General features: G+C 65.6%; 12 protein-coding genes. 6 read left to right on the top strand and 6 right to left on the bottom strand.

Annotation, left to right across the window (positions count from 1 at the left end; all coding sequences use genetic code 11):
- Positions 1-36: 36 nt before the first annotated feature.
- Complete coding sequence (menD, locus tag DFR67_RS04635) at positions 37-1,674, bottom strand: 2-succinyl-5-enolpyruvyl-6-hydroxy-3-cyclohexene-1-carboxylic-acid synthase (protein WP_110468231.1); 1,638 nt, start codon at positions 1,672-1,674, stop codon at positions 37-39.
- Between the two features lie 60 nt (positions 1,675-1,734).
- On the bottom strand, positions 1,735-2,382 hold the full coding sequence (locus tag DFR67_RS04630) for a dihydrofolate reductase family protein (protein ID WP_110468230.1): 648 nt from the start codon (positions 2,380-2,382) through the stop codon (positions 1,735-1,737).
- 130 nt (positions 2,383-2,512) lie between these two features.
- Here DFR67_RS04630 and DFR67_RS04625 point away from each other — a divergent pair, with 130 nt between their 5' ends.
- Together DFR67_RS04625 and DFR67_RS04620 are read left to right on the top strand one after the other, a co-directional pair.
- Complete coding sequence (locus DFR67_RS04625; RefSeq protein WP_110468229.1) at positions 2,513-3,256, top strand: HAD family hydrolase; 744 nt, start codon at positions 2,513-2,515, stop codon at positions 3,254-3,256.
- Positions 3,253-5,598, top strand: a complete 2,346-nt coding sequence (locus DFR67_RS04620) for a glycoside hydrolase family 65 protein (RefSeq protein WP_110468228.1) — start codon at positions 3,253-3,255, stop codon at positions 5,596-5,598. Before DFR67_RS04625 ends, DFR67_RS04620 begins: the two co-directional genes overlap by 4 nt.
- Here DFR67_RS04620 and DFR67_RS04615 read toward each other — a convergent pair.
- Positions 5,595-6,050 carry a MarR family winged helix-turn-helix transcriptional regulator gene (locus DFR67_RS04615; protein ID WP_110468227.1) on the bottom strand — a complete coding sequence of 152 codons (456 nt, stop codon included), beginning with the start codon at positions 6,048-6,050 and terminating at the stop codon, positions 5,595-5,597. The genes DFR67_RS04620 and DFR67_RS04615 overlap by 4 nt on opposite strands.
- 75 nt (positions 6,051-6,125) lie before the next feature.
- On the opposite strand from DFR67_RS04615, the gene DFR67_RS04610 reads away from it, so the two are divergent.
- The 4 genes from DFR67_RS04610 to DFR67_RS04600 all read left to right on the top strand — a co-directional run bounded on the left by DFR67_RS04610 (position 6,126) and on the right by DFR67_RS04600 (position 10,344).
- Complete coding sequence (locus tag DFR67_RS04610; RefSeq protein WP_110468226.1) at positions 6,126-7,217, top strand: AbrB family transcriptional regulator; 1,092 nt, start codon at positions 6,126-6,128, stop codon at positions 7,215-7,217.
- 179 nt (positions 7,218-7,396) lie between these two features.
- Positions 7,397-7,552, top strand: a complete 156-nt coding sequence (locus tag DFR67_RS30745; RefSeq protein ID WP_094647162.1) for a DUF6131 family protein — start codon at positions 7,397-7,399, stop codon at positions 7,550-7,552.
- A gap of 180 nt (positions 7,553-7,732) precedes the next feature.
- Positions 7,733-8,983 carry a saccharopine dehydrogenase family protein gene (locus DFR67_RS04605; protein ID WP_110468225.1) on the top strand — a complete coding sequence of 417 codons (1,251 nt, stop codon included), beginning with the start codon at positions 7,733-7,735 and terminating at the stop codon, positions 8,981-8,983.
- Positions 8,984-9,387: 404 nt separating this feature from the next.
- A complete protein-coding gene (locus DFR67_RS04600) occupies positions 9,388-10,344 on the top strand; it encodes a type IV toxin-antitoxin system AbiEi family antitoxin domain-containing protein (RefSeq protein WP_146240369.1) in 957 nt (318 codons plus the stop codon).
- A gap of 92 nt (positions 10,345-10,436) precedes the next feature.
- On the opposite strand, the gene DFR67_RS04595 is transcribed toward DFR67_RS04600, so the two are convergent.
- The 3 genes from DFR67_RS04595 to DFR67_RS04590 form a co-directional block, all read right to left on the bottom strand.
- A complete protein-coding gene (locus DFR67_RS04595; protein WP_110468223.1) occupies positions 10,437-10,616 on the bottom strand; it encodes a hypothetical protein in 180 nt (59 codons plus the stop codon).
- A gap of 59 nt (positions 10,617-10,675) precedes the next feature.
- The gene (locus DFR67_RS30400) at positions 10,676-10,846 is read right to left on the bottom strand and encodes a hypothetical protein (RefSeq protein ID WP_158539897.1); all 171 of its coding nucleotides are present in this window, start codon (positions 10,844-10,846) and stop codon (positions 10,676-10,678) included.
- Between the two features lie 68 nt (positions 10,847-10,914).
- Complete coding sequence (locus DFR67_RS04590; protein ID WP_110468222.1) at positions 10,915-13,044, bottom strand: Rv1355c family protein; 2,130 nt, start codon at positions 13,042-13,044, stop codon at positions 10,915-10,917.
- Positions 13,045-13,103: the final 59 nt, after the last annotated feature.

The following is a 13,103-nucleotide window of genomic DNA, read 5'->3' as shown; positions in this document are numbered from 1 at the left end:
ACAGTCGGCAGCGGTATCGGCACGGTCGGCGGGCGGCTACAACCTGGCGCGGATCGCGGCGTGCAACGCTCGCAGCCGGGAACGGTCGGTGCGGACTTCGATCACTTCGATCCCCTCACTCGGGGCGTTGAGCACCGCGGGCAGTTCCGCCAGCGTGACCAGCCGATACGGGGTGCCGAAGCCGGCGCAGACCGCCGCGAGGTCGGTGTGATGCGGCGTGCCGAAGACGCGTTCGTAGGCGCCGAGGTAGTCCTTGCCCTCGAATCTCGGATCACCCTGTTCGAGCAACCCGAAGATGCCGCCGCCATCGTCGTTCGCGACGACGATCGTGAGGCGACGTGGGCGCGGTTCGGCGGGGCCGATCAACAGGCCGGTCGCGTCGTGCACAAAGGTGAGGTCGCCCATCAGTGCGACGGTCCGCACGCCTGCGGCGAGCGCGGCACCGATGGCGGTGGAGACGTTGCCGTCGATCCCCGCGACCCCGCGGTTCGACAGCACCCGCACGTCGGCGCCGACGTGACCGGCGAGCGCGACGTCGCGGATGGGGTTGGACGCCCCGACCACGAGCTGCTCGCCGGGCGCCATGGCGGCGCTGACCACCTTTGCCACGTGCAGTCCGGTGACATGCTCGGACTGCTCGAGCTCCACATCCACGGCACTCACCGCGCGTTGGTGGGCCTCGGCGCAGCTCTTGATCCACTCCTCGTCGGGTTCGCCGCTGGTGATGGCCCGGGACCCGGTGGCCAGGACGTTGCCCGAGACGTCCGGCCAGCGTGGGCCGGTCGTCAGGGCGTACACCTTCACCTCGGGGTCGGCGAGCAGCGTCGAGACCTGACGATGCAGCGTCGGGCGACCGCAGATGATGGCCTGGGTCGGCCGAAGTGCCGATAATGCCAAGGGGTGCAATGGATTCTGCGGCGCCGGGGCGGTGGGTTCGGCGACGGTCGGCAGCGCGGCGAGCTCAGGCCGATGGCCGGCTCCGTGACCCGACACGACGACGGTCGGTTCGGTGATGTCGATCTCGACGGGCACGTCGAGTTTGCCGACGGCGGTCACGGTCCAGGGCGCTCCCCCGGGCCGCCCTGAGTACTCACCGAGGTCGTCGGTCGGCGCGATGCCGGCGTCGGGCACCAGCGGTTCGCGCAGCGGGATGTCGAACTGGACGGGTCCGGCATTGCCGGTCCGGGCGCCGCGCGCCGCGGCCAGGACACGTCCCACGCCCGAGCGCCACTGGCTGTTGGTGTCGAGATTCTGCTCGGCCAGACCCAGACTGATCGCTGCGCGCACCTGGGTTCCGAAGATCCCGAACTGCTCGATGGTCTGGTTCGCGCCCGAGCCCAGCAACTCATAGGGCCTATTGGCGCTGACGACGATGAGCGGTTGACGTGCGTAATTGGCCTCGAACACGGCCGGGCTCATGTTCGCCACGGCCGTGCCGCTGGTCATCACGATGGGGACGGGCTGCCCGGACGCGATCGCCAGACCCAGCGCGAGGTAGCCGGCCGTCCGTTCGTCGACTCGGACGTGCAACCGCAGCTGACCGGCGGCATCGGCGGCGTGCAGGGCAAATGCGAACGGCGCGTTCCGCGACCCCGGGCAGAGTACAGCGTCCCGGACGCCACCGCGGATCATCTCGTCGACGATCACTCGGGCCTGCAGGGTCGAAGGGTTCATCAGACCAGGCTAGCCTCGCGCCTGGCGTGGTCGCGGTCACATGACCCGCAGGTCACCGCGTCAGATCTTTCGCAGCACCGCGTGGGTCACTGTCTCGGACGGCACGAACTCGGAGACCTCGAACCCCCGCGGCCACCCGGAGTCCAATCCGTCGAAGAAGCGCTCGCCGCCGCCGATCAGCACGGGTGAGATGGCGAGATGCAGTTCGTCGACCAGTCCTGCGTCCAGGTATTGCCGTATCGCGGACGCGCCCCCGCCGAGCCGCACGTCGGCGCCGCCTGCCGCATCGAACGCCTGCTCCAGGGCGCTGTGGATCCCATCGTCTACGAAGTTGAAGACGGTCCCGCCCTTCATGGGCAGTGGGTCTCGCGGATAGTGCGTCAGCACGAAGACGGGATGACCGTAAGGCGGGGTGTCGCCCCACCAGCCCTGCCAGCCACTGTCGTCCCAGTCGTCGCGAATCGGCCCGAACATGTTGCGGCCCATGATTGTTGCGCCGATTCCGTCGTCACCGCGTACGAGATAGTCGTTGTCCAGGCCTTGCGACCCGCCTTCCTTGCCCATCATCTTGTGGCCGAAAGCGGTATCGAACACCCAGGAGTGCAAGTGTTCTGTGCCGACGCCCATCGGCGCGTCTTCAGTCTGATCCGGGCCGGCCATGTAGCCGTCCAGCGACATCGTGATGTTGTGCACGCGCAACTTCGCCATGAGGGTGTCTCCTTGTTCCCAGCCTGCAGCCCAGGCTGTTGTCGAAGAGTTCGACCATATGTGCAGGCGAAACTCATCGCTCCGAGCGCGCCGCCGACACCCCGGGCGCGTCGCGGGTACCGTCGATCTCGTGATTGGCCTACCCGATTCCGTCACCGCACTCCTCTTCGATCTCGACGGTGTCCTCACCAGTACCGCAGTCGTGCACAGCCAGGCCTGGAAACAGGCCTTCGACTCGTTCCTGGCCGGATACCCCGGGGTGACCGATGAGCAGCGGCGGCCCTTCAGCCAGGACGACTACCTCACCTACGTGGACGGACGGCCCCGGGAAGACGGCATCGTCAACTTCCTGCAGTCGCGGGGCATCACCGTGCCCAGTGGTCGCGGCGGCGAGCAAGGGCCTTCGATCGCCTCGATCGGCGACACGAAGAACAAGCTGTTCCTCGAACTCCTGAACAAGGACGGCGCCGAGGCCTACACCGATGCGGTGACGTATTTGAAAGCAGCTCAGCAGGTTCCGTTGCAGATCGCTGTGGTTACGTCGTCGAAGAACGGTGAGCAGATCTTGGAGGCAACCGGATTGAGTCCTTTCGTCGTCGCCCGCATCGACGGGAAGGTGATCACCGAACGCGGGCTCGCCGGGAAGCCGGCGCCTGATTCGTTCCTGGCCGGGGCCGATGCGCTGGGGGTGCCACCCGAGAGGGCTGTGGTGTTCGAAGACGCGGTGTCGGGGGTGCAGGCCGGGCACTCAGGCGGTTTCGGCTACGTGGTCGGGGTCGACCGGACAGGAGGCGACACCCATGGCGGCAACCTCCGCGACAACGGGGCAGACGTTGTCGTCACCGCGCTCACTGACCTGTTGAAACCCGCATGAGGCCCGCGGGATTCGAGGTCGCGCCCTGGCACCTGTCCTGGCGGGGTACAGACCCCGACGCGATGGCCGCCATCGAGTCGATCTTCGCCCTGTCGAACGGGCACATCGGCATGCGCGCGAACCTCGAGGAGGGCGAGCCGGTCTTCAACCCGGGCACCTACTTGAACGGCTTCTACGAACAGCGCGAACTGCCCTACGCCGAAGGTGGATACGGTTATCCCGAGGACGGCCAGACGGTTGTCAACGTGACCAACGGCAAGATCATCCGGCTGCTCGTCGAGGACGAGCCGATGGACATGCGGTATGGGAACGCCGACGAACACGAGTGGAAGCTCGATTTCCGGGCAGGCACTCTCGAGCGGGTCACCGACTGGACCTCACCTACCGGCCGAAAGGTCCGGGTGCGCTCGACGCGGCTCGTCTCGTTCACCGAACGCGCCATCGCCGCCATCCGATACGAGGTCGAACCCCTCGACCTCGAGATGGAGATCGTGGTGCAGTCCGACCTCCTAGCGAATGAGGATGTTCCACGGCCGGGCAACGATCCCCGGCTGGCAGCCGCGCTCGATCGGCCGCTGGTCGGCGATTTCGCCGAAGCCAAAGGACACCGCGGCGTCCTAGGGCACCACACCAAAGAGTCCGGCCTGCGCATGGCAGCGGGCATGGATCACGAGCTGCTCGGCACCAATTCGGTGAACTGCGAGATCCTCAGTGACGACCTCGCCAGACTCACTGTGACTGCCAAAGTCCAAGCAGGGCAGAAGTTCACCGTCATCAAGTATCTCTCGTACGGCTGGTCGAGCCAGCGGTCACCGTCGGCGCTGCGCGCTCAGGTCGACGCCGCACTCGCCACCGCACTGGACAACGGCTGGGACGAACTCCTCTCGCGCCAGCGCAAGTATCTCGACGACTTCTGGCGCTCGGCCGATGTCACCCTCGACGGCGACGCCGAACTGCAGCAGGCGGTACGGTTCGCGCTGTTCCACGTCCTGCAGGCCGGTGCCCGCGGCGAGACCCGCGCGATCCCGGGCAAAGGGCTCACCGGGCCCGGCTACGACGGACATGCCTTCTGGGACACCGAGACCTATGTCCTGCCTGTCCTCACCTACACCGTTCCCGCAGCAGCCGCCGATGCACTGCGGTGGCGGCATTCGACGCTCGACAAGGCAAAAGCCAGGGCTGTCGAGTTGGGTCAGGTCGGCGCGATGTTCCCGTGGCGCTCCATCAACGGCGAGGAGTGTTCGAGCTATTGGCCTGCCGGCAGCGCGGCCGTGCACGTCAACGCCGACATCGCGTACGCGGTGTCGCAGTACATAGCCGCCACCGGCGACGAACAGTTCGAGGTCACTCAGGGTGTGGAGCTGCTGGTCGAGACAGCGCGGTCATGGGCCTCGCTCGGCCATCACGACCTGCGCGGCGACTTCCGCATCGACGGCGTCACCGGACCCGATGAGTACTCGGCCGTCGCCAATAACAACGTTTTCACCAACTTGATGGCGCAGAAGAACTTTCGCGACGCGGCGGATGCCTGCAAGCGGCATCCGACCATCGCCCGCCACCACGGGGTCGACGACGAGGAGATGGCGTACTGGCGCGATTGCGCCGACCGGATGCTGGTGGTGTTCGATCCGGCCCTGGGCGTACATCAGCAGTCGGAATCGTTCACCCGGCAGGCGTTGTGGGACTTCGACAGCACCCCGAAGGAGAACTACCCACTCCTGCTGCACTATCCGTACCAGGATCTCTATCGCAAACAGGTCGTGAAACAGGCTGATCTGGTGCTCGCGATGTATCTCCGTGGCGATGCCTTCACTCCGGAACAGAAGCTCAAGAACTTCGACTACTACGACCCGATCACGGTGCGGGACTCCTCGTTGTCGGCGTGTGCGCAATCGATCGTCGCTGCGGAGGTCGGCTATCTCGACCTCGCGTACGACTACTTCGCCGAAGCTGCCCTGACCGACCTGCACGACCTGCATCACAACGCATCGAGTGGTCTACACATCGCCTCCCTCGCCGGGACGTGGCTCTGCTGTGTTGCCGGCTTCGGTGGAATGCGCGATCACAACGGGTCGATCACCTTCGCGCCACGGTTGCCGGCGCGGTTGCACGGCTTGACGTTTCGACTGTCCGTGCGCGACCGCTGTATCGCGGTGCGGGTGCGGCCCGGGGAAGCAACCTATCAACTCGTCTACGGCGAACCGATGGAGGCGCAGCACCACGGCCAGACCTTCACGGTCCATTCCGGTGAGACAGTGCTCGAGATTCCGGCGCTGCACCACCGCGAGCCCCCGACGCAACCGCGTCACTGCGAGCCATATCAGCGGGAAGCACGCCTCTAGTCGGGGTCTTGCTCCGCGAGCCGCCGCAACACCGGGATGCAGAGCATCAGTAGCCCACGTTCGGTGTCGGGAAGGGTATTGATCGCCTTGGCCAGCCACTCGTCGCGTTGTCGACGGTCCGAGGCCAGCAACGGGTGGGCGGCCTCGGTCAGTTCCACGAGTTGACGACGCCGGTCCTCCGGGTCGGCGCGGCGGGTGATGAGGCCGAGTTCTTCGAGTCTGTTCATGCTCAGTGTCAGCGACTGCACCTTCACCTGCGCGCGTTCGGCGAGTTCGGCCACGGTGCTGACGCCGTGGCGATCCAGATCCCCGAGGATTCCGACCTGCGTCATGGTCATCCCGTGTGCCGGCCGGTGCCGCCTGGCCTGGCGGGTCACGGCCATCATTGCTTCGCGCAGCGAGGTGGCCTGGTCGGTGCCGACAAGCTGCTGGTGAGCCACGGGTTCAGACATACCAAGACAATACTTGCTATTAAGCGAGGTTTGTCCAGTTCGCGGTCACCAATTGGCAAGCGTAGACTTTTGACAATGCTGCGGTGGATCGGACTGATTGTGCTCACCGGCGGGGCGTCCCTGGGACTGTCCGCCGTCGGTGTGCCGTCAGCTGCGCTCTTCGCCGGACTCGTGGTCGCTGCCGCGCTGGCCATCGTCGGCTGGGGACCCCGCCCACGCGGCGACAAACCACCGATGCCGCGTTCGATCGGGCTGGCCGCGCAGGGGGTGCTCGGTGTCTACATCGGGACCCTCATCTCCCCCGACACGCTTGCAGGCCTCGGATCGCATTGGCCCGCCGTCTTGACGATGTCCCTGGTCACTCTTGCGCTGTCCGTGATCGGCGGCGCGCTGCTCGGCCTTCATCGCCGCGTCGACCCGCTGACAGGATCATTGGCCCTGGTTGCCGGCGGCGCCTCCGGATTGGTCGCGCTTGCTCGTGAACTCGGCGGTGACGAACGGGTCGTCGCGGTGATCCAATACCTGCGGGTGGCGATCATCACCATGTCGATGCCCCTGGTCGCGATCTTCGTGTTCCACGAGTCCATCTCCGGTGGCAGCGAGTTCTCCTCGAACACCGGCAGCCAATGGTGGGGCCTGCTCATGCTCGCGGTTTGTATGGTCGTCGGTTACTTCGCAGGCAAGCTGATCCGCCTTCCCGCAGCAGGACTGCTCGGGCCGCTTCTCCTGTCCGTGGCCGGCCAGCTTCTCGGCATCACGTCGACGGCCGCGGTCCCGATCATCTTGGTGCAATTGGCCTACGCGGCGATCGGGTGGCAGGCGGGTGTCGGTTTCACGAGGGCATCGCTGGTTGCCATCGGCAAGATCTTGCCGCTGGCAACCCTGCTCATCGTCGTCATCGCCGCGGCGTGCGCCGGTTTGGGTGCGCTGCTGAGTCTGTGGACCGGCGAGTCGATGTTCGACTGCTATCTGGCGACCACCCCGGGTGGGATCTACGCGGTATTGGCGACGGCGTCCGCGACCGGGGGCAACATCGCCTTCATCGTGGCGGCCCAGATGATCCGGGTACTCATCATGCTGTTCATCGCGCCTTTCGCCGCCCGTGGCTACCACTGGTGGTTGCGGCGACGGCGAGCAGCGGCGCGCGACGAACTGGTAGCCGCGTAGCCCTGCAGCGTCGTCGTCCGAAACTTTCTTTCCAAAAGTATGTTTATGGTTCGGACGTCTGGGTATTCAGTCTCTGCGTGACCCCCGGCACAGCAGCCGTGCAAAGACAATGGGGGCACGTAGGTGTGAGCGGACCATGTCCGTGATCGCTTCCAACTCGGGGTGTATGGAGATCAACGATGATTCTTCTCGGTTTACTTCTTCTCATTCTCGGATTTGTTTTCGGGATCTCAATTCTGTGGACCATCGGCATCGTGCTGATCGTCATCGGCGCGGTCCTGTGGATCCTCGGCGCAACCGGCCGTAAGGTCGGCGGGCGCGCGCATTACTACTAGAGACGTATCGACGGGTGAGACCCGTTGTGAGCGAGTGACAGCTGCCCGTAGGGGCCCGCATCGTCGCTGACGAACTCAGGTGGCGCGGTATGACGGGACTTCCCGTGGTACCGCGCCACAGTCATCTGCGGATCGGCGACCGGGGTCACCCGTCGCCCAGGTTTCAGTAAGGTCGTGGGCATGAGTGATCGCGAGTTCGACGTCATCGTTTACGGGGCCACTGGTTTTGTCGGCAAACTGACCGCCGAATACCTGGCCAAACACGCGCCGACCGGTACCAGGGTCGCCCTGGCAGGCCGCAGCGAGCACAAACTTGCCCAAGTCCGCTTCAACCTTCCCGCGCCGGCGAACGAGTGGCCGCTGGTGATCGCGGACAGCAATTCACCGGCCTCCCTCGATGCGATGGCCGCGCGCACCCGCGTCGTCTGCACGACGGTCGGGCCGTACCTGAAGTACGGCGAGAACGTCCTCGCCGCGACGGTCAACGCCGGGACCGACTACGTCGACCTCACCGGCGAGGTCCCCTTCGTGCGACTGTCCATCGACAAGTTCCACGATCAGGCCGCCTCCAACGGCGCCCGCATCGTCCACTCCTGCGGGTTCGATTCGGTCCCTTCCGATATCGGTGCCTACCTGTTGCACAAGAAGGTCACCGAGGACGGCGAGGGCACCCTTGGCGACACCACCATGGTCGTGCGTAGTTTCCGTGGCGGCATCAGTGGCGGCACCATCGACTCGATGCGGGTCATCGCCAAGGAGGCAGGCGATGCGAACACCCGCCGCACGCTTCTGGACCCCCACGCCCTGTCCACCGAGCCGGGCGGTTATGCCGGCATCAAGCGGAGCGCCGAGCCCAGCGACATGGCCATCGTCAGCGGTTCCAAGGTCGATCCGAGCCTGAAGGGCACCCTCGCCCCGTTCTTCATGGCGAGCTACAACACCCGCATCGTCCGCCGCAGCAACGCCATTCTCGATGGCGCATACGGCAAGGATTTCCACTACGGCGAGGCCATGTACGTCGGCGGTATCCCCTTGGTCTCCACGGCCATTGCGGCAGCCGTCGCCGCGGGTACCACTGCTTTCCTCGGCGCGATGTCGATCGGCCCCGTCCGCAGCGTCCTCGATCGGCTGCTCCCCAAGCCCGGCGAGGGCCCGACCGAGAAGGTCAGGGAGACCGGACACTTCACCACCGAGACCTACACCACCACCACCACCGGCAAGCGCTACCGCTCGCGGATGGTCGCAAAAGGCGACCCCGGGTACAAGGCCACCGCGGTGATGCTCGCCGAGAGCGCTTTGTCGCTGGCCCTGCATCGCGACGAACTCCCGCCACGCACCGGAGTCCTCACCACCGCAGCCGCCATCGGTGACGTCCTCATCGAACGCCTCCGCGGCGCAGGCTTCCGGTTGGAGACCGAACGCCTCAGCTGAATCTGCTCCACTTCCGGGAAAATGCTCCACTTCCAGCGCTCTGGAAGTGGAGCATTCTTCTGTAACCGGAGCAGATTGAGTTGTCCACAGTTCCGCCAACCGCGCTATGTTACTGCTGTCCGACCGCTACGGACTTTCATTCGGGTGTCAATATTTCACCTGAATTACTTGCTGCCCGCGCGAAATCGATGCGGCTCGAGACGTCGTGCGACGGCTCGCCGACGAGATCGTCAGTAGCGGCAACACCCTGCCCCGTCACCACCGTAAACGCTCAGTCTGACGGTGAGAGCCGGCAATCGAACCCGCGAGACATACCTATCCACAGTCGCGCCAGGCATCCCCAGATGGGCGCTTACCGACGATTGGTCACGAAGCTGACCACCTCGACCCTTCATGATCGAGGCATGGGGGACAACACTTCTGACAACGAGCGGCTCATTCGCCGGCGCGATGCCGCGCTGGTCGGCCTCGGTGACGACACACTTCGGGTCCGGGTCAAATCCGGACAGCTGACCCGGCTCTATCGTGGCTTCTACACGTTCAGCTGTGACCTCAGCGAATTGGCCGAACACGAGCGCGAACAGCTGCAGTATCGACGCACCGTACTCGGCGCCGCGCAAGCGGGCGACGGGTCGAAAGCCGTCAGTCATCATTCAGCCGCTGTCCTGCACGGTCTGCCGCTGCTGGCCGGCCGGACGACACGAGTCCACTTCACCGCGAATCGGAAGACAGGTGGACGAAAGAAGGGACGGGCGAACGTCCTTCATGCAGCCCCCTGGCAGCCGGACGAAGTGGTCGAGCTCGAGGGGTTGCTCGTCACCTCGCTCGCCAGGACAGCCGTCGATCTGGCCCGGGTGGGCAGCTTCTTGCAAGCGGTCTGCGCCTTCGACGGGGCGCTCCGAATGGGCGCGACGCGAGGTGACGTGGAGTCGGTCCTCGATCGCAGCCATGGCCGCGCGGGGGTCGCCAATGCCATCCGCGCGTTCGCGATCTCCGACAGCGATGCGGAGAGCATCGGTGAGTCTTTGTCGCGTGCGTTGATGCACACATTCGGCGATATCCCGACACCACGTCTACAGCACGAGTTCCGCGACGGCAGAGGCAACTTCGTCGCTCGAACCGACTTCGAGTGGGATGGCGTGATTGTCGGTGAGTTCGACGGTTACGCCAAGTACATCCGCTACCTGAAACCTGGCGAGACCATCGCCGACGCGTACGAACGGGAGAAGAGGCGCGAGCAAAAACTCGCACGGCTCGGCGTCGTCGTCATCCGCTGGTGCTGGGACGACCTGGTGCATCCCCAGCGTCTCCGCAGCATCCTGCGCGAAGCACTCGGCAACACTGGCCTGCTCACTCCCTGACCGCCCAATCTGCTCCACTTCCAGACAGATGCTCCACTTCCAGAACCCTGGAAGTGGAGCGCATTCCCCAAAGTGGAGCAGATTCGGGAACGTCAGGCCAAGAGGTTCGCCAGAGACCTGCGCCTGCTCGCAGGGGGTGTCGCGTCGGTACGAAACAGCCGCAGAACTGTGGTGACCACTTCGCCGTCGGCCAGTCCCAGCACCTGCGCCAATTGAGCTGCCAAAGCCTCGAACTCGTCCACCCGATCCGGCGCGATCTGCTCCACTTCCATACACATGCTCCACTTCCAGAACCCTGGAAGCGGAGCGCATTCCCAGAAGTGGAGCAGATTTACCAGACCCACCGAAGCGCGAGCAGAAACTCGCACGGCTCGGCGTCGTCGTCATCCGCTGGTGCTGGGACGACCTGATGCATCCCCAGCGTCTCCGCAGCATCCTGCGCGAAGCACTCGGCAACACTGGCGTGCTCACCCCCTGACCGCCCGATCTGCTCCACTTCCATACACATGCTCCACTTCCAGAACCCTGGAAGCGGAGCGCATTCCCAGAAGTGGAGCAGATTCGGGGACGTCAGGCCAAGAGGTTCGCCAGAGACCTGCGCCTGCTCGCAGGGGGTGTCGCGTCGGTACGAAACAGCCGCAGAACTGTGGTTACCACTTCGCCGTCGGCCAGTCCCAGCACCTGCGCGAATTGAGCTGCCAAAGCCTCGAACTCGTCCACCCGATCCGGCGCGATCTGCGCCAGCTCCGACCGGCCGTCGGCATAGAGGAAGACCGGGTTCATCGGATGCACCGCGAGGCCCATCATCTCGGCGCGAATCCACAGCTCCTGCATTGTCTGGCCGCCGCGTACATAGTCCGCCGTGGCGCGCCCCTCCTGGGTCACCACGGCCAGGGCCGACGACGTCATGATGCGGCCCTGGGCGTCGGCACCCAGCACCGAGCCTGCGCCCCACGCGTTCAGGTGAGCCATCACATCACGCCTGCGGAGCAGCACCATCAGGGGCGCCTGTTGCGGCAACAACGCAAGGTCATCGACGTCGATGCCCGTGTCGGAGTGCACATCTGACGGGTCGACGATTTCGGCCATCATCTCGGCGTGCAGCGTCGGCGTAAGGTACCGAAGTCGCTCGGTGGCTCCCGCGACTGCCGCAAATCCGGCGAGGGCACTGCGCTCGGTGATCAGCCGAACGCCGGTGCCGACCGAACCGCCCGACGACAACGCCGCGACCACGCCCGCATCGAGTTCGCTGCCATCCCCGAATGCCCGGTTTGTGCGCCGCTCGAGGATCGGATGCACGCTCGCGCCGGTTTCGGCGATGTCGCCGAAGTCGACCCGCACCTCTACGTCGTCGCCGTCCCCGACGATGCCCGCCTTGCCGTACACCCCGGCAGCTGCGGCCGCGGCGGTCAGATTGTGCAGCACCGCACCGAGACTCACGGCCGACGCCCGGCGTCCGACATCGGCGCTCGAGGTCGGCGACGCGTCCAAGCGTACGGTCACGCCACCCTCATCGGACGAGAATCGCCATGGCTGTGCGTTGCCCGCCGATGGTGCCCTCGACCCTGCGAACAGCACCGCGTCACGCGTCTCGAGCCCCTCGACGATGGCGTGCACGTCTGCCGGAACACGTTCTGGCACAACCTCGTCGATGACAGGTGACTCCAGACCGCCGAGAACGGCATCGAGGTCGACACGCACCCGGCCGGACGGCAGCTCTTCCCCTCGGACGATCCGGCGCACCGCCGCAGCGACCGTTGCGCCGCCGAGGGCCACGTCCCCGCCGAGCTGCGGCCAGGCAGACAGCGTGCGGCCCATCTCGAGCGCGGATGCCGCCATGCGTGCGGTCAGCCGCGCCCCGTCGAGGATCCGCAATGCGAACGGTGCCTTCTGCTCCGCGGTGAGCCCGGCCAGGGCCTTGACGTCGAAATCTCCGAGTAAGCCGTGGAACAGTGGCCGGTCGGGCTCGAGGTCGAACCGCTCGACATCGAGTACGCCGCCGTCACTGGTCTCCATGATCACCGGGATGCCCCGCGCCCTGGCCCGGTCGCGCACGAGCACCTTCGCGTCGAAGGAGTCGCACTCTTCGATCACCACGTCGAGTCCGTCCAGGAACGCGTCGATCGTCGCGGCCTCGGCGCCGCCCTGGTGAACCTGCACATCGAGGTAGGGGTCGAGTTCGGCGATCCGACGTGCCGCGACGACCGCTTTGTTCACCCCGATGTCGAAGACCGAACCCGGCACCCGGTTGAGGTTGGTCAGTTCGATCTCGTCGAAATCGGTCAGCCGCAGTTGCCCGCACAGGCCTTCGAGGGCGAGGGTGTGCGCGACCGCGTGACCGACACTCAAACCGACGACACCGATCCGGAGGGTGGCTGCATGGTCCTGTTCCGCCGCAGACAGCTTGTTTCGGTTCCGGTCGAGCCGCAGCCTCCGGAACGCGGTAGGACCGAGCAGGTGCACCGCTCTGCGACGCCACGGGTAGAGCACCCATCGACTTCCGTCAGCATCCGCCTCATCATCGGGCGGTGGGAGCAACTTTCCCAGCGATTCGGTCAGGTCGGCGGCCACATCGAGAAAGTCGATCGCTCCGTCGGCCCGGAGGGCATCAAGCTTGCGCTGGTCGTCCGCCGATCGCGGATCGAGTATCTCGACGGCCGCCTCACCTGCCTGCGTGTGATCCTTCGCTGGCGCGGGCACGGCACCGCCTCCTCATGCGTCTATTGCGTCGTTTACTGACCAAATGGCCAGCTGTAATG

Source organism: Williamsia limnetica (assembly GCF_003217475.1).
GTDB lineage: Bacteria > Actinomycetota > Actinomycetes > Mycobacteriales > Mycobacteriaceae > Williamsia > Williamsia limnetica.
This window is presented reverse-complemented; position numbering and strand designations above follow the sequence as displayed.

What these genes read in the sequence shown, in the direction of transcription:
- menD (WP_110468231.1), bottom strand. Translation starts at nt 1,674, where the DNA reads ATGAACCCTTCGACCCTGCAGGCCCGAGTGATCGTCGACGAGATGATC.
- DFR67_RS04630 (WP_110468230.1), bottom strand. Translation starts at nt 2,382, where the DNA reads ATGGCGAAGTTGCGCGTGCACAACATCACGATGTCGCTGGACGGCTAC.
- DFR67_RS04620 (WP_110468228.1), top strand. Translation starts at nt 3,253, where the DNA reads ATGAGGCCCGCGGGATTCGAGGTCGCGCCCTGGCACCTGTCCTGGCGG.
- DFR67_RS04615 (WP_110468227.1), bottom strand. Translation starts at nt 6,050, where the DNA reads ATGTCTGAACCCGTGGCTCACCAGCAGCTTGTCGGCACCGACCAGGCC.
- DFR67_RS04610 (WP_110468226.1), top strand. Translation starts at nt 6,126, where the DNA reads ATGCTGCGGTGGATCGGACTGATTGTGCTCACCGGCGGGGCGTCCCTG.
- DFR67_RS30745 (WP_094647162.1), top strand. Translation starts at nt 7,397, where the DNA reads ATGATTCTTCTCGGTTTACTTCTTCTCATTCTCGGATTTGTTTTCGGG.
- DFR67_RS04605 (WP_110468225.1), top strand. Translation starts at nt 7,733, where the DNA reads ATGAGTGATCGCGAGTTCGACGTCATCGTTTACGGGGCCACTGGTTTT.
- DFR67_RS04600 (WP_146240369.1), top strand. Translation starts at nt 9,388, where the DNA reads ATGGGGGACAACACTTCTGACAACGAGCGGCTCATTCGCCGGCGCGAT.
- DFR67_RS04595 (WP_110468223.1), bottom strand. Translation starts at nt 10,616, where the DNA reads ATGGAAGTGGAGCAGATCGCGCCGGATCGGGTGGACGAGTTCGAGGCT.
- DFR67_RS30400 (WP_158539897.1), bottom strand. Translation starts at nt 10,846, where the DNA reads ATGGAAGTGGAGCAGATCGGGCGGTCAGGGGGTGAGCACGCCAGTGTT.